This is a genomic window from Limnohabitans sp., from assembly GCF_046052825.1.
Lineage (GTDB): Bacteria > Pseudomonadota > Gammaproteobacteria > Burkholderiales > Burkholderiaceae_C > Limnohabitans.
Map to the genome: position 1 here is coordinate 1 of NZ_JAVLFP010000102.1, position 22012 is coordinate 22012.

The following is a 22012-nucleotide window of genomic DNA, read 5'->3' on the forward strand; positions in this document are numbered from 1 at the left end:
TTTGGTCACGCCGCTTACTTTGGGTTGGGGGCTTATGTGGCCGCCTTGCTGGCTTTGCGCGCGAACATGCCCATGGAGTTGACCTTGGTGTGTGCACCGCTGCTCACCGCCGTGGCGGCGGCTGTGTTTGGCTGGTTCTGTGTGCGCCTGTCGGGCGTGTACCTGGCCATGTTGACCTTGGCCTTTGGCCAAATCTTGTGGTCGATTTGCTTCCAGTGGGACAACTTCACCGGTGGCAGCAACGGGCTCACCGGCGTGTGGCCCAGCCCCTGGCTGGCCGACAAGCGCATGTACTACTACCTCACGCTCGCCTTGTGCGGCTTGAGCGTGTACGCCCTGCGGCGCATGCTGTTTGCGCCGTTTGGCTATGCCTTGCGGGCCAGCCGTGACTCGGTGCTGCGCGCCGAAGCCATTGGCATGAACGTGAAAGGTTTGCAGTGGGCGGGCTTTGTGGTGGCGGCGGCCTTTGCCGGTTTGGCGGGCGCTTTGTTTGCCTTCTCCAAAGGCAGTATTTCGCCCGACGCCTTGGGTGTGTCCAAGTCGGTCGATGGTTTGGTCATGGTCTTGCTCGGCGGCGTGCAAACCGTGGTGGGCCCGCTGGTGGGCGCCATCACCTTCACCGGTCTGCAAGACACCATCGCCCGCAGCACCGACTATTGGCGCGCCGTCTTGGGCGGCACCATCTTGCTGTTGGTGATGGTCTTCCCACAGGGCTTGGCAGGTTTTGTCAGCAGCAAATTACACACACGCACGCCGCGTCAAAGGAGCGCCTTATGAGCCTGCTTCACGTTCAAGGGCTGGGCAAATCGTTTGGTGGCAACCGGGCGGTGGACGACATCAGCTTCAGCCTCGCACCCGGTGAGTTGTTGGCGCTCATCGGCCCCAACGGCGCGGGCAAGTCCACCACGTTCAACATGCTCAACGGCCAGTTGCAACCTGACAGCGGCAGCATCACGCTGGACGGTCACAGCTTGGTCGGGCGCAAGCCGCGCGAGGTGTGGCAAATGGGCGTGAGCCGCACCTTCCAGATCGCCGAAACCTTCAGTTCCCTCACCGTGGCCGAGAACGTGCAAATGGCCTTGCTGTCTGACGACGCGCGTTTGTTTGCCGTGTGGCGGCGTGCCACCTTGTACCGCCGTGCCGACGCCTTGGCCTTGCTGGCCCAAGTGGGCCTGGTTGAACAAGCCGACCGGCCGTGCAGCGAACTCGCCTATGGCGATGTCAAGCGCCTGGAGCTGGCCATTGCCATGGCCAACCAACCGCGCTTGCTGTTGATGGACGAGCCCACCGCCGGCATGGCACCGTCCGAGCGCAACAAACTGATGGCCTTGACCCGTGAGCTGGTGACACAACGCGGCATGGCCGTGCTGTTCACCGAGCACAGCATGGATGTGGTGTTTGGCTTTGCCGACCGCATCATCGTGCTGGCCCGTGGGCGCTTGATTGCCGAAGGCCAGGCGCAAGAGATTCGCGACCACCCCAAGGTGCAAGAGGTGTACTTTGGCAGCGGCAAAACCTTTGAACGAAAAGAACCGGCATGAACACCAGCCCCAACACCTTGCTGCAAGCGCAAGGCCTCAACGCCTGGTACGGTGCCGCGCACATCTTGTTCGATGTGGACCTGCACGTCGGACGCGGCGAAGTGGTGGCCCTGATGGGGCGCAACGGCGCAGGCAAGTCCACCACCCTCAAAGCCATCATGGGGCTCGTGCCCAAACGCAGCGGCCGCGTGGCGTTTTTGAACCACGACATCTCGCACGCCGAGCCCTACCAAGTGGCCCGCCAAGGCTTGGGCTTTGTGCCGGAAGACCGCCGCGTGTTCAGCGAACTCACGGTGCTGGAAAACCTGAGCGTGGGCCGACAGGCCGCACGCCACTTTCCCGATGGCACGCCCGCGCCTTACTGGACGCACGAGAAGCTGTTCAAGCTGTTCCCCAACCTCGGTGAAATGCAAGACCGCTCCGCGGGCCGCATGAGCGGCGGGGAGCAGCAAATGCTCACCGTGGCGCGCACCTTGATGGGCAACCCCTTGCTGGTGTTGCTGGACGAACCGTCTGAGGGCGTGGCCCCGGTGATCGTGGAGCAAATGGCCGACATGATCTTGGCACTCAAAGCCGAGGGCGTGAGCATTTTGTTGTCTGAACAAAACCTGCACTTTGCGCAGTGGGTGTCGGACCGCGCCTACGTGCTGGAAAAAGGGCAAATTTGCCACGAAGCTCCGATGGCGGCGCTGGTGGACGACGACGAAATTCGCCGCAACTACCTGAGCGTCTGACGCGACACCTCACACCATGCAACCCGTCCATCTGTCTGTCAACGGTGCATCGCACCACCTGCCGCTGACGCGGCACACCACCTTGCTGAACGCCTTGCGCAACGACCTGGGGCTCAATGGCCCCAAGTTTGGCTGCGGGTTGGGCGAGTGCGGCGCGTGCACGGTGCTGGTGGACGGCGTGGCGGCACGGGCTTGTGTGATCCCGGCCTGTGAGGTGCAAGACCGCGCCATCACCACGCTGGAAGGGCTGGGCCATGCGCAGAAGTTGCATGCGGTGCAGCAAGCCTTCATCGACGCGCAAGCCGCCCAGTGCGGCTATTGCTTGAACGGCATGGTGATGATGACCGTCGCCTTGTTGGCCCACACGCCGCAACCCAGCGACGCCCAAATTCGCCAAGCCCTGGCTGGCAATTTGTGTCGCTGCGGCGCGCACCTCGAAATCATGGATGCGGTGCGCCGCGCCGCCTCGTTGATGGCCCACCCCGCATGAGCACGCTGCGCGCCCAACAGGTGCGTTCACGCGCCGACTTACACCAGGCCCAAGGCGTGCTGCTGGTGGTGCGCGACCCGCCCGCCGCACCGCCAGCTGCGCCAGGTCAACCCGCGTTGGTGGCGGGCAACCCCGCCGAAGGGGTGGAGATTTTGCTGGCCGTATGGGACGACGGCAGCGTGACCGCCTTGCACGGCCATGTGGACTTGGGCACGGGCTTGCGCACCGCGCTCACGCAAGTGGTGGCCGAAGAGCTGGACGTGCCACCACAGCGGGTGCACCTGGTGATGGGCAGCACCGCCGCCGCGCCCAACCAAGGCGCCACCATTGCCAGCACGTCATTGCAGATTCATGCCCAGCCTTTGCGTTTGGCGTCGGCACAAGCGCGGCAATGGCTGCTGGCACAAGCCGCGCACCGCTGGCAAGTGGCCCCCAGCCAAGTGCAACTGCGCGACGGCGTGCTGCACGGGCCCGCGCGACAGGCCGACATCGGCGACTGGGTGCGCGAACAGCACACGACCTTGATGCTGGACCCCAACACATCGGTCAAATCGCCCGACGACTACCGGCTGGTGGGCAGCAGCTTGCCTCGGGTGGACCTGCTGGCCAAAGCCACCGGGGAGCAAATTTTTGTGCACGACATGCGCTTGCCCGGCATGTTGCATGGCCGTGTGGTGCGCCCGCCTTACGCGGGCGCTGACAGCGGCGACTTTGTGGGCAACACCTTGGAGCGGGTAGACGCACAGTCGATCGCGCACATTCCCGGCATCCGGGCCGTGGTGACGCAACGCGACTTTGTGGGCATCGTGGCCGAACGTGAAGAACACGCCGAACAAGCGCTGCGCGAACTGGTGGTGCACTGGAAGCCGTGGCCCGGCATGCGTGGCCTGGACGACACCGAACAAGCCTTGCGCAACAACCCCAGCACGCCACGTGAGCTGGTCAACGAAGGCGCGGTGGACCAAGCCTTGCACGATGCAGCCCACACCTTGGACCGCACCTATGTTTGGCCCTACCAAATGCACGCCTCCATCGGCCCCTCGTGTGCCGTGGCCGCGTGGATGCAAGACGGTGACCCTGACGCACCCCAGACCCAACTGCGGGTCTGGGCCGGCAGCCAAAACCCGCATGTGCTGCGTGCCGATCTGGCGCTGCTGATGGGCCTGGCCGACACCGCAGTAGACGTGGTGCGCATGGAAGCCGCCGGTTGCTATGGCCGCAACGGGGCCGACGACGTGGCGGCGGATGCGGCCTTGCTGTCCAAAGCCGTGCGCGCGCCGGTGCGGGTGCAACTCACGCGCGAGCAAGAGCATGCCTGGGAGCCCAAGGGCGCGGCACAACTCATGCAAGTGCGCGGTGGCTTGAAGGCCGACGGCACGCCTGCGGCCTATGACTTTCAAACCGCCTACCCATCGAACGGCGCGCCTACCTTGGCCCTGTTGCTGACGCGCACGCTCGACCCGGTGTCGCGTGCGTATGAGATGGGCGACCGCACCGCACGCCCGCCCTACGCGTACGACAACTTGCGCGTGACCGTCAACGACATGCCCGCCATCTTGCGTGCCTCGTGGCTGCGCGGTGTGTCGGCCCTGCCCAACTCGTTTGCGCACGAGAGCTTCATTGACGAGCTGGCCAGCGCAGCCAAGGTCGACCCGGTGGATTACCGCTTGCGCATCTTGCAAGACCCGCGTGCCCATGAGCTGGTGCAAGCCACCGCCGAGCGCGCCCACTGGAAGCCACACCGCCTGCCACAGCAACAACCGGCCCAGGGCGACTGGTTGCAAGGCCAAGGCTTTGCCTATGCGCGCTACATCCACAGCAAATGGCCGGGCTTTGGTGCGGCGTGGGCCGCCTGGGTGGCCGATGTGGAGGTGCACCAACACACCGGCGAAGTGCATGTGAAGCGCGTGGTGGTGGGCCACGATGCGGGCTTGATGGTCAACCCGCAAGGCGTGCAACACCAGGTCCATGGGAACGTGGTGCAAACCACCAGCCGCGCCCTCAAAGAGCAAGTGCAAGTGGACCCACAGACCGGCAGCGTGACCAGCCAAGAGTGGGGCAGCTACCCGATTTTGAGTTTCCGCGAAGTGCCTGTGATTGAGGTGATGCACATGCCGCGTCCGGGCGAGCCGTCACTGGGTGCGGGCGAGTCGTCCTCGGTGCCGGGCACCGCCGCCATTGCCAACGCCATTTTTGATGCCACCGGCATTCGCTTTCGCAACCCGCCGTTCACACCCGAAGTGGTACGCGCCGCCTTGCACCCCTTGGGCCACACACCACCGCCCACGCCGCCTGCCGACACCGTCACACCCTCCAAGTCGGGCTGGGCTCGACGCACGCCGCGCAGCCGCCAACCGGGCGTGGCGTCGGCATGGCGTCGCCGCTGGGGACAGCTGGCCTCTTTGGGGCTGGGGGTGTTCACCGTGAGCGCCGCTTTGCTGGGTTGGCGCAGCAGCTTGCCGCTGGTGGGCCCGCTCGACACCTCGCCTTTCAGCGCCAGCATGTTGGCACGCGGCCAACAAGTGGCGGCCCTGGGCAATTGCGCGGGTTGTCACACCACCGAAGACGGTGAACGCAACGCGGGTGGCCGCGCCATGGCCACACCGTTTGGCACCGTCTACACCACTAACCTCACCACCAACCGCGAGAGTGGCATCGGTGCTTGGTCATACCGCGCGTTTGAACGCGCCATGCGCGAAGGCGTGTCACGCGACGGGCATCGGCTCTACCCCGCATTCCCCTACACCGCCTTCGCACAGATGCGCGACGACGACATGATGGCTTTGTACGCCTACCTGATGTCGCAACCTGCCGTGGCGTCCCGCCCGCCGAGCACCCAGTTGGCGTTTCCGTTCAGCGTGCGGCCTTTGATGGGCTTGTGGAATGCGCTGTTCCACACCGAAACGCCATACACCGCCAACCCCCAACAGTCTGAAGCCTGGAACCGTGGTGCTGAGTTGGTCAACGGCTTGGGCCACTGCGGAGGTTGTCACACACCACGAGGCTGGCTGGGTGCTGAAAAGTCACAAACCGCCTACCTGCAAGGCGCCATGGTCGACGGCTGGGAAGCGCCCGCACTGACCGCCCTCAACCGCAGCCCCGTGCCGTGGACCGAGGACGCCTTGTTCCAGTATTTGCGCCGTGGCCACAGCCCAGAACACGGCATGGCCGCCGGCCCCATGGGCGAGGTGGTGCGTGAGCTGGCCGTGGTGCCCGATGCCGACCTGCGCGCCATGGCGGTGTACCTGAGCAGCCTCAACCCCGTGACCGACACGGCGGCCTTGGCAGCCCAAGCCAGCCGCTTGATTCAAACCGCTGCCGCCAAGGCACCTGCCCCCAATGCCGCGCAACGCCAATTCGAAGGCAGTTGCAGCAGCTGCCACCACGATGGCGACGGCCCGCAACTGCTGGGCTTGAACCAACCTTTGGCGCTCAACACCAACCTGCACAGCGAGCGACCTGACAACTTGATTCGGGTCATCTTGGAGGGCGTGCAACGCCCAGCCTCACGCGACATTGGCTTCATGCCTGGCTTTGCGCACAGCCTGAACAACGCACAAATTGCCGAATTGGTGGGTTGGATGCGCGCCCGCTATGCGCCCCAACAACCGGCCTGGCAAAACCTGCCGGAAGCAGTGGCGCGGGTGCGCGGACGCTGAGGCAGACACCAAAACAAACGGCCACCCGAGGGTGGCCGTGCGCATGAAACGTGACGAGGTTCAGCGCTGACCGTCGTGCACCGACACGTTTTCTTTGAGCAAGCCGCCCAGGCGCGAATGCACGCGACCACCCGTGCCCATGACCAAGGCAAACAAGATTTCGTTGGGGCGCGGCGCATCTTGAATGCCGACCTCGATGCTGTTGAAGTGGCTGCGCACATACGATGCGTGGATGTAGTGCACGGGCACCATCATGCGGTAGCCCGCATTGGCCACGGCCTTGACCGCAGGCACCATCGACTTGGGGTCACCCAACAGCGAGCGCATGGCCCAGCCCCCAGCTTCGTGCCACACCGCGCCATGTTCCATCTCGCCGTTGACACCCACGATGGCGGCTTTGCTGTAGACCTCGATGTTGTCTTTGCCCAAGGTGTCCACCAGCTCTTGCGCCAGCAAGGTGCCCAAGCTGCGCAACTCGGCCATGAAGGGCATCAGGTCAGGTTCGTAACGACCGGCATAGGGGTTGCGAATGACAGCGCACGCGGCAGCCAGCTTGAGGGGCTTGTCCACCACTGGGCCACCCTCGTGGTAGGTGGTTTCAACGATCAGGCAGCGCTTGCGAATTTCGATCAACGACATGGAGGAGCTTTCTCGGTCAGTGGAGGATGACGCTGGGTGGCGTCGCGTGGCTGCATTTTTGCAGATTGCGCACCGCCTCAAGGCAAGCGCGCGACATCCAACTCCCACAGCAAACGCATGTTGGCGTCGTTGGCAAAGTCAGCGGGGGCCACAAAGCCTCGCTTGTCATAGGCAATGTTCAAACCCAATTGCTTGTAGCACTCGAACACGTATTCGGAGCAGATGTATTCCTCGTTGCGCTTGATCTCGCCTTTCTTGAAACCGATGAACGCGCCCACGATGCGCGCCGTGATGCGGGCGATTTCTTCTTCGTCATAAGGCCGTGCAAAGCGATCCACCGCAAACTGCGCCATGGCGCGTAATTTGGCGGGTGTGGCTTGGGCCGCAAAGTTTTGATGGCGTGCAATGGCCAAACGTCCTTGGTAGCCCTGGCCTGTACCTTCGAAGTTCTTCACATACTCGCTCAGCGGCACGGTGCGCACGCCTTTGCCTTCGATGCTCTCCAACACCATCACGCGGTCAATCTCGTCGAGCCGCATGACAAAGGCCACATGGCTCCAGCAGGAGTTGGTGGCTTTTTGAATCAGCTTAGAAAACATGTACGAACCACTGGCCATGAGCACATCGCCGTTGCGGATGTCTTGGCGCGCGTCATCGTAGGCGCGGGTGTTGAGTTGGGGAAATTGGGCCATGGGACACCTCCTTCTTGCAACAGAAGGCGTCCACACGAGCGTGGATGGGCACCCTGTTACGGCGTCTTTATAAAAAGAGGCGCTGAGACAGGGATGCCCTGGGTATCACAAACTTTGCACGCCGGCCTTGTTTTTGTGGACCACAAAACTGGCTTGCGTCTTCATGCCCGCTTCGCTGCCTGCCGGAAATGCGGTGGTTCTGAAATCACAACGCACACGCTCAGGCGTGACGGTGATCAAGCTGTACCCGCGCTCATCGGCGCGTGCATGCACCACATCCGAATTGCTGGCTTTGATGACGGCCAGCATGTTGTCGCCCATGCCACGGGAGGTGATGGAGGTGGTGACAAACTCACTGGCCACGATGGGCGAGAGCGGGTCGTTGGGCAACAAGCGTAAGTTGCTCGCCACGTTCATGTGGACATCGCCGCCCAAGGTCACCACGTTTTGCAAACGCGCGTCGACCACGGTTTGCAGCAGCCGCTGGCGTGCTTGCGGGTAACCATCCCAGGCATCGGTGTACGTGGCACGCCCCACCGGCGCAGGAATGCTGGTGGGGGCAATCATGGTGGCTTGCCCCAGCAACTTCCAGGTGCGGGTGGAGGTGCTCAAGGTTTGGCCCAACCACCGCTCTTGCGCTGCGCCCAACATGCTGCGTTGTGGGTCGTCCAAGGCCTCGCACTGGGTGACCATGCGTCCGCCACCGCGCACCGGGTCTGGGCAGGCCTGGGGGCTGCGGTATTGGCGGCAGTCCAGGGTCCACACATCGGCCAGCTGACCCCAACTGAGTTGGTCATACAAGCGCATCGAGGCCCCTTGCGGACTGTTCGCATCAGGCCCCAGCAACACGGGCTGGTGTTCAAAGTAGGCTTGGTAAGCCGCCGCGCGGCGCAACAAAAACTGTTGCGGGTCGGTGTAGTTGCGGTCTTGGTCGTTGGCGTAGTCGTTGACTACTTCGTGGTCATCCCACATCAACACCCAGGGGTGTGCCGCATGTGCGGCTTGCAGCATCGGGTCGCGTTTGTATTGCGCGTAGCGCTCGCGGTACTGCGGCAAGGTTTTGGGCTCGGGTCCGCTGTGCTTGCGCAAGGCATATTGCGGGTTGCTGCTTTCGTAGATGTAGTCGCCGACAAACAACACAAAGTCCAGCGGCTGCTGGGCGATCTCTTGGTGCGCCACATACTGGCCTTGCTCGTAGTGCTGGCATGAGGCGAGTGCGATGCGCAACTGGCGCACATCGGCATTGAGGGCCGGTGCCGTGCGGGTGTGGCCCACGGCACTGTGTGCATCGCCCTGGCGAAATCGGTACCAATAGTCGGTGCCGGGTTGCAGCTTGATCACATGCAGGTGCACGCTGTGGCCACGGCTGGCATCGGTCAACACCTCGGCGTGTTGCACGCGCCGTTTCAACGCTGCGTCGGCAAACACCTCCACCTGCACGCGCAAGGTGGTGTCGCCCAACACCGCGCGGTCTTCATCGGACAAGATCAAACGCGTCCACAACACGACCGACTCTGCGCGTGGACGACCGCTGGCCACCCCCAAGGCAAAAGGCGATGTGCGCCAAGCATGGTCACGCGTCTTGGGTGCGGCCAAAGCGCTCATCCACGGGGCCAAGGCCAGGGCCAACGCACTGCGTTGAAGGTGTTGGTTGAATGCGCGTCGTTGCATGTTGGGGTTGATCCCAGAGAGAAAGTGATCCATGTTAAGTTCAATCCCATGCACGCACGACGCTCACACCTCGACCCCTTGGCCATTGGCTTGTTGCTGGCCTGTTGTTTGTTTTGGGGCTTCCAGCAAGTGATGGTCAAAGCCACGCTGGCCGAGGTGCCCCCCATGCTGCAAGCCGCGGTGCGGTTTGCCGGAGCCACGGCCTTGCTGTGGTTGTGGTGTCGAGTGCGCAAGATTCCTTTGTTTGCGCACGATGCCAGCTTGCGCCCGGGCTTGGTGGCGGGACTGTTGTTTTGTGGCGAGTTCATCTGCATCTACTTGGGTTTGCAGCACACCACGGCCACGCGCCTGACGCTGTTTTTGTATGCTGCGCCTTTTTGGGTGGCGCTGCTGTTGCCCTTGCGTGTCAGCAGCGAGCGCTTGGGCTGGACCCAATGGCTGGGGCTGGGCTTGGCATTTGTCTCGATGGGACTGGCCCTCAAAGATGGCGGGGCTGCCAGCACCAGCGAGGCCGACTGGCCATGGTTCGGCGACGCCGTGGCCCTGGCGGCAGGGATGTTGTGGGGCATCACCACCGTGGTGGTGCGCAGCACGGGCTTGTCCACCTTGAGCGCCGAAAAAGCCTTGTTTTACCAAGTGGGCGTGAGCACCTGTGTGCTGCCCTTGGCGTCTTGGGCGATGGCTGAGTCTTGGCCACAAACGTGGAGTACGTTTGCTTACCTGTCCATTGGCTTGCAAACGGTGGTGGGTGCCTTCATGAGCTATTTGGTATGGATGTGGTTGCTTCGCAATTACCCAGCCACGCGCTTGAACGCGTTTGTTTTCCTCACGCCCGTGTTTGCGCTCATCACCGGCGCCGTGTGGCTGGGCGAGCCCATCACGGCGGGTTTGCTGGTGGCCTTGTGCGGTGTGGCCGTGGGGATTGTGCTGGTCAACCGCAGGCCCAAGGCCTAGGTTTTCTTGGCCAGCCCTAAGCGGTCGACCGTGGCGCGCTCGGCCTCGAACGTGCGCAAGGCGTACTTGGTGTAGTCCTCGCTGCTCATGTAAATCGCCGGTTGGTGAAAGCGATCAAGGGTTTCGATCACCTTGGGGTCGTCCAAGGTTTTCTTGAACGCGTCGTGCAGCACGCGCACCACCGCCGGGTCCATGCCTTTGGGGCCGCCAATGCCAAAGGGCGACTCAGAAATGGTGTCCCAGCCGCTCTCTTTGACGGTGGGCACCTCGGGAAACGCCTTGGTGCGTTTGCTGCCCAAGGTGGCCAAAAAGCGCAGCTTGCCCTCGCGCACCAGCGGCAAGATTTCGGTGGTGCTGCTCATCAAGCGCACGTGGCCTCCCAAGACCGCCTGCACAATTTCGGCCGCGCCTTTGTAGGGGATGGGGTTGAGCACCATGCCCGCTTTTTGGCTGAACTCTTCCATTGCCAGATGGGGCGTGGTGCCGGTGCCGGTGTGTGCGTATTCCAACTTGCCGGGGTTGGCTTTGGCATAGGCCACCATCTCTTGCAGGGTTTTGAACGGCGCATCCATGGATGCAGCCAAGCAGAAGGTGTAGCCCGTCAAGCACGCGATGTGGGTGATGTCTTTGATCGGGTCAAAGTTGGTTTTTTGCATGTGGGGCAAGCGGTAAATGCCCAACGGCAATTGGGTGATGGTGTAGCCATCGGGTTTGGCGCTCACCATGGCAGAGGCCCCCAAAATTCCACCGGCGCCCGGTTTGTTGTCGGGCACCACGGCCACGCCCAAGGCACGGCCAGCACTTTCGGCAAATGCACGCAACACAGCGTCGCTGGGCCCGCCTGCGGGCCAAGGCACGATCAGACTGATGGGCTTGCTGGGGAATTTGTCTTGCGCCTGGGCCTCTTGGCTGATGAACGCGGGTGCGGCCAAACTGGTCAGCGAGGCCGCCAGGCCTTGCAAGGTTTGGCGGCGATTGAGAGGGGTGGCTTTGAAGTCGGTCAAGAAGGGGCTCCAGATCTTGTTTGTCTAGAGGCCGACGTTAAACGCATGCCGAGAAAAGCGACACCGGGACAACACCCATGTCCCGGCTTGTTCTAGGGCTCCAAGTCCTCTTGCTCTGAGCTCACGCCGACCAGAACGACATCGGCACGGCCCACAGGCTGTCGCCAAACGGCACCAGTTCTCGTCCGGCATACAACACGATGCCGCGTCTAAAAATAGCAGGCTCTGTTTCTTGCAAATGGCGCAAACCTTTGAAATCTTTGCCGTCGACCGTGGTGCTGGCCTTGACTTCGATGCCGCAAATTTCACCCATGCGATTTTCCAAAATGAAGTCCACTTCCATGTTGGTTTGGGTCCGGTAGTGCCACAACGTCAACCCCATGGCTGAAAAAGCCACATGCTTGAGCAATTCAGACAGCACCCAGGTTTCCACCACCCGGCCCTGTAAGTTCGGTTGCGCGGTGAGACGCTCTTGCGTCATCGCCATGAGATGACACAGCAGTCCGCTGTCAGGCAAAAACACCTTGGGCGCTTTGACCCATCGCTTGCCAGGGTTGCGCTGCCACGAGGGCAGACGCACCACCAAAAACAACATTTCAAGCAAAGCAAAGTAGCGTTTGAGCGACGTTTGTGCAATGCCTGCGGTGCGAGACAGCTCGGCAAAGTTGAGCAAGGTGGCACTGCGTGTGGCCAACAAATGCAGCAAATTTGGAATCTCTGTCAGTTGTTCGATGTTGGCCAACTCGCGTATGTCGCGTTGCAAAATGGCTTGCACATACGCATCAAACCAGGCGGCGCGGCGTGATGTGCTGGTTCTGGTGAGCGCATCTGGAAACCCGCCGCCCAGCCATTGCCCCATCAGTTCCGACTTGTCGCTTGGCGTGAGTTGCGTGTTGGACAAGTCACCTGCAAACAAGGTGTCGGCCCGGTTGCGCTCAGCACTGTCGCAGACTTCGGCGCTAGACAACGGCCACAAAGTCAACACCGCCATGCGTCCAGCCAGAGAGTCGGCCATGCCGGGCAGCAACATCACATCCGCAGAACCCGTCAACAAGAAGCGGCCGGGCTGACGGTCGCGGTCCACCGCCGCTTTGATCGGCAAAAAGAGTTCTGGCGCGCGCTGGACCTCGCCAAGTGTGACAGGCCCTTGCAGGCCATGGATGAATCCTGCAGGGTCTGACTTGACGGCATTCAAGACCACGGCGTCATCCAAGGTCATGTAGCGGCGCGGCGCGACGCCGTCCAAAGACAAACTTTGCGCCAAAGTGCTTTTGCCACTTTGACGTGCGCCATTGATGACGACCACAGGGGAGTCGGACAGGCTATCTGCCAAGAGTGGCGCCAGATGTCGGATGTGCATGGCGCCATTGTATTGGATGAAAATCATCCACTCAGTGGTTGATTTTCATCCGCTCACGGGTGGTCAAGGCCTGCGAAGGAGCGCCTTCACAAGGCTTTTTCAGTTGGCAAATGCCGCGATGCCGGTTTGCGCACGGCCCAAGATGAGGGCGTGGATGTCGTGCGTGCCCTCATAGGTGTTGACCACCTCAAGGTTGACCAGGTGGCGGGCCACACCAAACTCGTCGCTGATGCCGTTGCCACCCATCATGTCGCGCGCCATGCGGGCAATGTCCAAGGCTTTGCCGCACGAGTTGCGCTTCAAGATGGAGGTGATTTCCACGCTGGCCGTGCCTTCGTCCTTCATGCGCCCCAGGCGCAAGCAGCCTTGCAGACCCAGCGCGATTTCGGTTTGCATGTCGGCCAGTTTCTTTTGGATCAACTGGTTGGCGGCCAAGGGGCGGCCAAACTGTTGACGGTCCAAGGTGTACTGGCGGGCGCGGTGCCAGCAGTCTTCGGCGGCACCCAAAGCACCCCAGGCAATGCCGTAGCGCGCGCTGTTCAAGCAGGTGAACGGGCCTTTCAAGCCTTGCACTTCGGGGAAGGCGTTTTCTTCGGGCACAAACACGCCGTCCATCACGATTTCACCGGTGATCGAGGCACGCAAGCCCACCTTGCCGTGGATGGCCGGGGCGCTCAAGCCCTTCATGCCTTTTTCCAAAATGAAGCCGCGGATGGGGCCGACTTGACCGCCTTCGCTGACCTCTTTGGCCCACACCACAAACACATCGGCGATGGGGCTGTTGGAGATCCACATCTTGTTGCCCTTGAGCTGGTAGCCGCCCGCCACTTTCTTGGCGCGGGTGGCCATGCTGGCGGGGTCCGAGCCGTGGTCGGGCTCGGTCAGGCCAAAGCAACCGATCCACTCGCCGGTGGCCAGCTTGGGCAGGTATTTCTGTTTTTGCTCTTCGGTGCCGAAATCGTTGATCGGCACCATCACCAAGGACGACTGCACGCTCATCATGGAGCGGTAGCCCGAGTCCACACGCTCCACCTCACGGGCAATCAAGCCATAGGCCACGTAGTTCAGGCCAGGGCCACCGTACTCGGTGGGGATGGTGGGGCCCAACAAACCCAACTCACCCATCTCGCGAAAAATCTCGATGTCGGTTTTTTCATTGCGAAACGCATTGAGCACCCGGGGCTGCAACTTGTCTTGGCAGTACGCCGCTGCCGCTTCGCGGATCATGCGTTCTTCGTCGGTGAGTTGTTGGTCCAGCAAAAACGGGTCTTGCCAATTGAAAGCGGCGTGGGCCATGAGAGATCTCCTGTGTGTCTGAATAAAGGTTGGGGGTGATCTTAAATGCCCCGGGCTCCCGACAGAAACGGTGATTTAACATCCAGTTATGCTCAACTCTGATATCTGAAACTCTGATGCGCCGCAAAATACCCTCTACCCAAGCGCTGTTGTGTTTCGACGCCGCCGCTCGTCATGAGAGCTACACGCGGGCTGCGCAAGAGCTGGTGTTGACACAAAGTGCGGTGTCACGCCAAGTCACGCTGTTAGAAGACTTTTTAGGGTTGAAGCTGTTTCGCCGCACCCGCCACGGTGTGGCACTCACGCCAGCAGGGGTGGATTACGCCCGCCAAGTGGCGCAGCGCTTGGATGGCCTGGAGCGCGACACCCTCGACACCATGACGCGCCAGGGCACCGGCGGCCACCTCACCTTGGCTGCCGTGCCCACCTTTGCCACCCATTGGCTGATTCCGCGTCTGGCCACCCTGGCCCAGCATCACCCCGACATCACGGTGCACATCGACACCCGCACACGGCCGTTTTTGTTTGCCGACACCGCCTTCGATGCCGCGCTCTACACCGGCACGCCCGAACAAGTGCGCAACTGGCCCGGCACGCGTGCCGACAAACTGCTGGACGAAGACGTGGTGCCGGTGTGCAGCCCCCGACTCATGGACGGGCGCGCCAGCTTGACCCCCAAAGCCCTGGCACAACTGCCGCTGCTGCAACAAAGCACGCGGCCCGAAGGTTGGCGCCAGTGGTTTGACGCCATGGGCGTGAGCGCGCCCAATGCCCTGGGTGGGCCACGCTATGAGTTGTTTTCCATGCTGGCGGTGGCCGCCACCCACCACCTGGGTGTGGCCTTGATGCCTCGGCTCTTGATTGCGGGTGAGTTGGCACGCGGCGAATTGGTGGTGGCCTGCCCCAAGGCCTTGCGCGGGACACGCGGTTACTACCTGATCACGCCCGATGTGGGCCCAGAACCCGAGGTGCTGACGCGGTTCAGGGTTTGGGTGCAGCAACAGGCGCACGCGCCTGGCTGAACACAAGGCGTTAGGCGTGTCGCCCCTGACAAGGAAGCGCAGCGTGTCCCCCACTAGACTCCAGGCGGCAAAGCCCAAGCCCGCAACCCCTGACACTGCACACACCACAGGAGACAAACCATGGAAGTTTCATTCAGCAAAGAGGTGGAAATGCTGCGCATGGGCGCGGGCGAGACCTTTCATGGGGAAGGCATCTTGGCCATCACCAAAGCGCTGCTGCAATCGGGCGTGGCCTATGTGGGCGGCTACCAAGGCGCACCGGTATCGCACTTGCTGGATGTGATGGTGCAAGCCAAGGACTACATGCAAGAGCTCGGCGTGCATGTCGAGGCCTGTGCCAACGAAGCCTCGGCAGCGGCCATGTTGGGCGCCTCGATCCACTACCCCTTGCGCGGGGCCGTGACCTGGAAGTCCATCGTCGGCACCAATGTGGCGGCGGACGCGCTGAGCAATTTGTCGTCACCGGGTGTCAAAGGCGGCGTGCTGATTGTGGTGGGCGAAGACTATGGCGAAGGCGCGTCGGTGATTCAAGAGCGCACCCACGCCTACGCACTCAAGTCTGGCATGGTCTTGCTGGACCCACGTCCCGATCTGAGCCGCATGGTCGACATGGTGGAGCACGGCTTTCGGCTCTCCGAAGCGTCGAACATGCCCACCTTGATGGAGTTGCGCATCCGCGCCTGCCATGTGCGCGGCAGCTTTGTGGCCAAAGACAACCAAGCACCCGCGCAGTCGGCGTTGCACCTGCTGGCTGAGCCCGCCAAGTTCGACTACAGCCGCCTGGCCCATCCACCGGTGACGTTTGGCCAAGAAAAGCTCAAGCACCAAGAACGCATTCCGGCCGCACGCGCCTACATCGAGGCGCATGGCCTGAACGAGCACTTTGACGGCGAGCACCGCGACTTGGGGATCATCGTGCAAGGCGGCCTCTACAACACCTTGATCCGCGCTTTGCAGCAGTTCGACTTGGCCGACGCCTTTGGCAACAGCCGCATTCCCCTGTTGGTGCTCAACGTGACCTGCCCTTTGCTGCCCGATCAAATTGCCAACTTCTGCCAAGGCAAGCGTGGCGTGTTGCTGATGGAAGAAGGTCAACCCGAATACATCGAACAAGAAGTGGCCACCTTGCTGCGCCGCCGTGACCTGCAAACCCCCTTGCACGGCAAAGACGTGTTGCCCCAAGGCGGCGAATACACCGCCGAGGTGATGGCGCAAGGCCTGCTGCAGTTTGTGAACCGTTATGTGACGGTGTCCGTGGACCCAGCGTCTGCCGCCAGCGCAACCGACGCCACAGCCACCGCCACGTCGGGTGTGCAGGCGTGGCTGCAAGGCAACCAAGCACGCCGCGCCGATGTGGCGCAGGCGCTGCAAGCCCAGGGCCAAACCCTGCCGCCACGCCCGCCCGGGTTTTGCATTGGCTGCCCAGAACGGCCCGTGTTTTCGGCCATCAAGTTGGCGCAACAAGACATCGGCGCGGTGCATGTGTCGGCTGACATTGGCTGCCACGCGCTGGGCACGTTTGAGCCGTTTTCTACTGGCCACACGATTTTGGGTTACGGCATGAGCCTGGCCAGCCGGGCCGGTGTGTCGCCGTCGATGCAACGGCGCGTGCTTTCCATCATGGGTGACGGTGGCTTCTGGCACAACGGTTTGCTCACCGGGGTTCAAAGTGCGCTCTTCAACGGGGGCGACGCGGTGTTGCTGATTTTTAAAAATGGCTACACCTCGGCCACGGGCACGCAAGACATCATTTCCACCCCAGACGACGCCGCCAAACTCGCCGCCGCCGACAAATGGCAAAGCCTGGCGCACACCAACCAAACCATTGAGCGCACCCTGCAAGGCCTGGGCGTGCAATGGCTGCGCACCGTGCACACCTACGAAGTGGCCAAGGTGCGCGAGACCTTGGTGGAGGCCTTCACCTCGGACTTCACCGGCCTCAAGGTGATCGTGGCCGAAGGCGAATGCCAACTGGAGCGGCAACGCCGCATCAAGCCCTGGATCGCCAGTTTGCTGAAGCAAGGCGAGCGGGTGCAACGCGTGAAGTACGGCGTGGACGAGGACGTGTGCAACGGTGACCATGCCTGCATTCGCCTCTCCGGCTGCCCCACGCTGACCCTGAAAGACAACCCCGACCCCTTGAAGGTCGACCCAGTGGCCACCGTGATCGACGGCTGCGTGGGCTGCGGTTTGTGTGGCGAGAACGCACATGCGGCCACGCTGTGCCCCTCGTTCTACCGGGCCGAGGTGGTGCAAAACCCAGGCGTGTGGGAGCGTTTGCTGGCCACATGGCGGGCGGGGCTGGTCCGCGCGCTGCAACAGGCATGAAAGACTGACATGACCCAACCGATTTCGATTTTGTTGTGCGCCCTGGGCGGTGAAGGCGGCGGTGTGCTGGCCGACTGGCTGGTGGACGCGGCGCGTCACGCGGGCTACCCGGCCCAAGCCACCTCGGTGCCGGGCGTGGCCCAACGCACCGGCGCCACCACCTATTACCTGGAAGTGTTTCCCACCCACAGCCGCGCCTTGGGCGGGCAACGCCCGGTGTTTGGCCTCAACCCCTTGCCCGGCCGCTTGGACTTGCTGGTGTCGTCGGAGTTGCTGGAAACCGCCAGGCAAACCGCGCTGGGCCTGTGCTCGGCGGACCGCACCTGTGTGGTCAGCGCCAGCAACCGGGCCTTGACCACGCAAGAAAAAATGCAACTCGGCGATGGCCGCTTAGACGACGCGGCCTTGGTGCAGTTGCTGCAACAGCACAGCCGCACCAGCCATGTGCTCGACATGGCCGCGTTGACCCGCCAAGCCGGCACCGTGGTGAGCGCCACCATGCTGGGCTGCATCGCTGCCAGCGGTGTGCTGCCCATGCAGCGCGCCGATTACGAGGCCGCCATTTTGGACGGCCACGCCACGGGCAACGCCAGCCAGCAGGCCAGCTTGCGCGGCTTTGCCTTGGGGCTGGACGCCGTGCAACAGCAACGCACCCAGTCGCGCTATGTCGATGCCGTGCTGGCGCCTGTGGCTGACCCCACAGGGAGCGCCGCGGATGCGCCAGCGCTGCCAGAGGGCGTGGCGGCTTTGTTTCCAGCCGCCGTGCACACCATGCTGCGCTTGGGCCACGCCCGTTTGATGGACTACCAAGGCACAGACTATGCGGCCTTGTATGTGCAACGTTTGCAAGCCGTCTGGACGGCCGAACAAGCGGGCGCGCATGGGCAAAGCCGTGCCACCGAAGAGGCGGCGCGTTGGTTGGCCTTGTGGATGGCGTTTGACGACATCGTGCGCGTGGCCGATTTGAAAAGCCGCGCCTCGCGCCTGCAACGCGTGCGCGATGAGGTGAAAGCCAAAGCCGACGATGTGGTCAAGCTGTACGACCACTTCAAACCCGGCGTGCCGGAATTTGCAGGTCTGTTGCCCAATGCCTTGGCCGAACGTTTGATGGCCTGGGAACAACGCCGTGTGGCCGCAGGCAAAGCGCCACTGGGTCTGCCCATCAAGGTGGGCACGCACACCGTGGGTGGCTTGCTGCTGCTGCGGTTCTTGAGCAGCTTGCGCGGCTTGCGACGCTTTGGTCACCGCTACGCGCAAGAACAAGCGCTGATCACCGAGTGGCTGGCTGCTGTCGAGGCAGGCGCACGCGCGCACCCGGCTTTGGGGCTGGCATTGGCGCAGTGCGGCCGTCTGATCAAAGGCTATGGCAGCACCCACACCCGCGGGCGCGACAACCTGTTGCACATCGTGCGCCACCTGGCACACGGTGCCGTGTTTGACTCGCCACAAGCCCGCGCGCAGGCGATTGACCAAGCGCGCGAAGCCGCCTTGCGCGACGAAGCCGGCCAGGCCCTGGACCTGACCTTGCGTGCGCACGGCGCACCGGCACGCGAGGTACGCGCGCAACCCATCCGCTGGATGCCACGCGTGCGCGCACCTCACGCAGACAAAGGTTGACAGGGGGAAACACCCGTAGTCAGCGGGGGCGTGAGCGATTACAAATAAGCCCTCACCCCGCCACGCGTCTCTTGCGCTGTGGTGGCTTTGATTTCAACTTCTCCCCATTTCATTGCGAGACCTGTCCATGTCACTCTCACTTCCCCGCACCCTGCTCACCACCGCTGCCCTGGCTTTGAGTTTGGGCGCCGCCCAAGCGCAAGACAAACCCGTGGCCTTGAAGTTCGCCAGCTGGGTGCCGGCACAGCACGCGCTCAACCCGGCCTTGGTGGCGTGGGGCGAGAGCTTGAAAGCGGCCTCTGGCGGCACACTCACCGCCACCATGTTTCCGTCAGAGCAACTGGGCAAAGCGTTTGACCACTACGACATGGCGCGCGATGGCATCGCCGATTTTTCTTACGTGAACCCTGGTTACCAGCCGGGGCGTTTCCCCGTCTTTGCAGCCGCCTCACTGCCCTTCATGATCAGCAACGCCAAAGCGGGCTCGGCTGCGATTGACGCGTGGTACCGCGCCTACGCGGCCAAAGAAATGAAAGACGTGCACTTTTGCTTTGCCTTCGCGCATGACCCGGGCGCCTTTCACTCGCGCAAAAAAATCGTGCTGCCCACCGACATCAAAAGCATGAAGGTGCGTCCCGCCACCTCGACGGTGGGCCAAATGATCACGCTCTTGGGTGGCACCAACGTGCAAGCCTCGGCACCCGAGTCACGCGACATGCTCGAGCGCGGTGTGGCAGAGGCCATCACCTTCCCCTGGGGTTCGGTGATGCTGTTTGGCATCGACAAGGTGGTGAAGTACCACATGGATGTGCCGCTGTACGCCACGCCTTTCGTGTGGGTGATGAACAACGACAAGTACAACGCCTTGTCGGCCAACCAAAAGAAAGCGGTGGACAGCCACTGCACCAGCGAGTGGGCCGAGAAGGTGGGCAGTGCGTGGGCCGATTTTGAACTTTCGGGTCGCGTCAAACTGGCCGCCGACCCCAGCCGCGAGGTCTACAAACTCACCCCCGACCAACTCAGCGCTTGGAAACAAGCCGTGGCCCCGGTGGAAGTGCAGTGGGCCAACGACGTGAAAAAGGCAGGACAAGACCCGGTGGCGGTGATGTCGGCCTTCAAGCAATCGCTGGCCAAGTACAAGTCGGGCCTGTGATTGCGGCATGACGGGTTTGACTGAGAAAGCCAAGAGTCCGTTCGATCGCATCATCGATGCCATCGAGTGGATGGCCGCCTTGTTTGTCGGCATTGTGGCGGCCAACATCTTCATTGCGGTGGTGCTGCGCAAGTTCTTTGACACCTCGATCCCCGACAGCTACGACTTCGGTCGCATGCTGCTGGGCATCTTGATCTTTTGGGGCATTGCCGCCACCAGCTACCGTGGCAGCCACATCACGGTGGACTTGCTGTGGACCGGCGCGAGCCCGCGCATGCGCCGCTTCATCGACGTGTTTGCCACCCTGGTGCTGTTGTTTGTGGTGACGGTGCAAACCATCATGCTGTTCGACAAAGTGGCCGTGACGATGCGCGACAACGTGCTCACCTACGACCTGAACCTGCCCACCTGGCCCTTCTTTGCCGTGGCATGGATGGGTGATGTGTGTGCGGTGCTGCTGATTGGCATCCGCACCTGGCGGCTGATCATGCAGCCCGAAGCGCTGGAAGATCACCCCGAAATCAAAACCAACGAGTGACCATGGAACTGAGTACCGATGCTGTGGCCGTGATCGGCTTTGTGGTCTTGTTTGTCTTGATGCTGTTGCGCGTGCCGGTGGGCATGGCCATGGGCTTGGTGGGCGTGGTGGGCTACAGCTACATCGCGGGCATGGGCCCGGCCTTGAAGCTGGTGGGCCAAACCTCGATGCGCACCGTGACCGACTACACCTTTGGCGTGATTCCGATGTTCATGCTGATGGGCGCGTTTGTGTCGGTGTCGGGTGTGAGCCGTGAACTGTTTCGCGCCGCCAACGCCTTCATCGGCCATTTGCGCGGCGGCTTGGGTGTGGCCACGGTGCTGGCTTGTGGTGGCTTTGCGGCCATTTGTGGTTCGTCGGTGGCCACCGCCGCCACGTTTTCTGCCGTGGCCTACCCCGAGATGCGCCGCTTCGGCTACCCCCAATCGTTTGCCACCGGCGTGATTGCCGCGGGCGGCACACTGGGTGCCATGCTGCCACCCTCCACCGTGCTCGCGGTGTATGCCATCTTGACGCAGCAAGACATCGGCAAGCTCTTCATGGCGGGCATCGTGCCGGGTTTGTTGGCCATGACCATGTACGTGATCACCATTGTCTTGATCGTGCAATTTCGCCCCGATTGGCTGCCTGCTGGCGAGCGCAAGTCCTTCGGTGAGCGCGTGAACGGCCTCAAAGAGGTATGGGCCCCACTGACCCTGTTCTTGTTTGTGATTGGCGGTTTGTACGGCGGCTTTTTCACCCCCACCGAAGCGGGCGGCGTAGGGGCCAGTGGTGCTTTTCTGCTGGGTGTGTTGCGCGGCAAACTCGACCGCGCAGGCATACGTGAAGCCTTGTTGTCCGCCACCCGCACCTCGGCAGCGGTGTTCACGGTGCTGATTGGCGCGCTGCTGTTTGGTTACTTTCTGACCATCACCCAAACCCCGCAAAAACTGACCGAGTTCTTGACCGGCTTAGGCATTGGCCGCTACGGTGTGTTGGCCCTGATCATGGTGATGTACCTGGTGCTGGGCTGCTTGATGGACGCTATGGCCATGATCATCTTGACCGTGCCCATCATCTACCCCGTCATCTTGCAGCTTGGCTTTGATCCGATCTGGTTTGGCATCATCATCGTCATGACCGTGGAGCTGGGCCTCATTCACCCGCCGGTGGGCATGAACGTGTTCGTGATCAAAAGCGTGGTCAAAGACGTGAGCTTCATGACCATCTTCAAAGGCGTGATTCCGTTTGTCATCACCGACATCTTGCGCTTGATCATCTTGATCGCGTTTCCCATCATCGCGCTGTGGTTGCCCAACCGCTTGTGACCCCACC

18 protein-coding genes are annotated in these 22012 nt (G+C 62.2%); 12 read left to right on the plus strand and 6 right to left on the minus strand.

Features of this window, described 5'->3' with window-relative positions; all coding sequences use genetic code 11:
- From ACKWJN_RS16200 to ACKWJN_RS16220, 5 genes are all read left to right on the plus strand, one after another.
- On the plus strand, window positions 1-777 hold a 777-nt coding region (locus tag ACKWJN_RS16200), incomplete at its 5' end, for a branched-chain amino acid ABC transporter permease (protein WP_408598624.1).
- Entirely contained in the window at window positions 774-1541 is a 768-nt protein-coding gene (locus ACKWJN_RS16205) for an ABC transporter ATP-binding protein (RefSeq protein ID WP_408598626.1), read from the plus strand. The genes ACKWJN_RS16200 and ACKWJN_RS16205, both read left to right, overlap by 4 nt.
- Entirely contained in the window at window positions 1538-2275 is a 738-nt protein-coding gene (locus ACKWJN_RS16210) for an ABC transporter ATP-binding protein (protein WP_408598628.1), read from the plus strand. Before ACKWJN_RS16205 ends, ACKWJN_RS16210 begins: the two co-directional genes overlap by 4 nt.
- Before the next feature lie 16 nt (window positions 2276-2291).
- Complete coding sequence (locus ACKWJN_RS16215) at window positions 2292-2765, plus strand: (2Fe-2S)-binding protein (RefSeq protein WP_408598630.1); 474 nt, start codon at window positions 2292-2294, stop codon at window positions 2763-2765.
- Entirely contained in the window at window positions 2762-6424 is a 3663-nt protein-coding gene (locus ACKWJN_RS16220; protein WP_408598632.1) for a molybdopterin cofactor-binding domain-containing protein, read from the plus strand. The genes ACKWJN_RS16215 and ACKWJN_RS16220 overlap by 4 nt, the downstream gene beginning before the upstream one ends.
- A 60-nt stretch (window positions 6425-6484) precedes the next feature.
- Here ACKWJN_RS16220 and ACKWJN_RS16225 read toward each other — a convergent pair whose 3' ends face one another.
- From ACKWJN_RS16225 to ACKWJN_RS16235, 3 genes are all read right to left on the minus strand, one after another.
- Entirely contained in the window at window positions 6485-7063 is a 579-nt protein-coding gene (locus ACKWJN_RS16225) for an amino acid synthesis family protein (RefSeq protein WP_408598634.1), read from the minus strand.
- A 77-nt stretch (window positions 7064-7140) separates the two neighbouring features.
- Complete coding sequence (locus ACKWJN_RS16230) at window positions 7141-7755, minus strand: YiiX/YebB-like N1pC/P60 family cysteine hydrolase (RefSeq protein ID WP_408598636.1); 615 nt, start codon at window positions 7753-7755, stop codon at window positions 7141-7143.
- 105 nt (window positions 7756-7860) lie between these two features.
- Window positions 7861-9459 (minus strand): alkaline phosphatase D family protein, encoded by a 1599-nt coding sequence (locus tag ACKWJN_RS16235; protein ID WP_408598638.1) that lies wholly within the window; start codon window positions 9457-9459, stop codon window positions 7861-7863.
- Window positions 9460-9474: 15 nt separating this feature from the next.
- Here ACKWJN_RS16235 and ACKWJN_RS16240 point away from each other — a divergent pair, with 15 nt between their 5' ends.
- A complete protein-coding gene (locus ACKWJN_RS16240; RefSeq protein ID WP_408598640.1) occupies window positions 9475-10380 on the plus strand; it encodes a DMT family transporter in 906 nt (301 codons plus the stop codon).
- Here ACKWJN_RS16240 and ACKWJN_RS16245 read toward each other — a convergent pair.
- The 3 genes from ACKWJN_RS16245 to ACKWJN_RS16255 form a co-directional block, all read right to left on the minus strand.
- On the minus strand, window positions 10377-11384 hold the full coding sequence (locus ACKWJN_RS16245) for a tripartite tricarboxylate transporter substrate-binding protein (protein ID WP_408598641.1): 1008 nt from the start codon (window positions 11382-11384) through the stop codon (window positions 10377-10379). The two genes, ACKWJN_RS16240 and ACKWJN_RS16245, sit on opposite strands and share 4 nt — an antisense overlap.
- 121 nt (window positions 11385-11505) lie before the next feature.
- Window positions 11506-12744: an ATP-binding protein gene (locus ACKWJN_RS16250; protein ID WP_408598643.1), complete on the minus strand. Its 1239-nt coding sequence runs from the start codon at window positions 12742-12744 to the stop codon at window positions 11506-11508.
- A gap of 99 nt (window positions 12745-12843) precedes the next feature.
- On the minus strand, window positions 12844-14040 hold the full coding sequence (locus ACKWJN_RS16255; protein WP_408598645.1) for an acyl-CoA dehydrogenase: 1197 nt from the start codon (window positions 14038-14040) through the stop codon (window positions 12844-12846).
- A gap of 116 nt (window positions 14041-14156) precedes the next feature.
- Between ACKWJN_RS16255 and ACKWJN_RS16260 the strand changes: the two genes are divergently transcribed.
- The 6 genes from ACKWJN_RS16260 (at window position 14157) to ACKWJN_RS16285 (ending at window position 22005) form a co-directional block, all read left to right on the plus strand.
- Window positions 14157-15062: a LysR substrate-binding domain-containing protein gene (locus tag ACKWJN_RS16260; RefSeq protein WP_408598646.1), complete on the plus strand. Its 906-nt coding sequence runs from the start codon at window positions 14157-14159 to the stop codon at window positions 15060-15062.
- 120 nt (window positions 15063-15182) lie between these two features.
- Window positions 15183-17390, plus strand: coding sequence for a thiamine pyrophosphate-dependent enzyme (locus tag ACKWJN_RS16265; protein WP_408598647.1), 2208 nt, complete (start codon window positions 15183-15185; stop codon window positions 17388-17390).
- A gap of 9 nt (window positions 17391-17399) precedes the next feature.
- The gene (locus ACKWJN_RS16270; RefSeq protein ID WP_408598648.1) at window positions 17400-19007 is read left to right on the plus strand and encodes an indolepyruvate oxidoreductase subunit beta family protein; all 1608 of its coding nucleotides are present in this window, start codon (window positions 17400-17402) and stop codon (window positions 19005-19007) included.
- Between the two features lie 127 nt (window positions 19008-19134).
- A complete protein-coding gene (locus ACKWJN_RS16275) occupies window positions 19135-20160 on the plus strand; it encodes a TRAP transporter substrate-binding protein (protein ID WP_408598650.1) in 1026 nt (341 codons plus the stop codon).
- A 7-nt stretch (window positions 20161-20167) separates the two neighbouring features.
- Complete coding sequence (locus ACKWJN_RS16280) at window positions 20168-20698, plus strand: TRAP transporter small permease (protein WP_408598652.1); 531 nt, start codon at window positions 20168-20170, stop codon at window positions 20696-20698.
- A gap of 2 nt (window positions 20699-20700) precedes the next feature.
- On the plus strand, window positions 20701-22005 hold the full coding sequence (locus ACKWJN_RS16285) for a TRAP transporter large permease (protein WP_408598653.1): 1305 nt from the start codon (window positions 20701-20703) through the stop codon (window positions 22003-22005).
- Window positions 22006-22012: the final 7 nt, after the last annotated feature.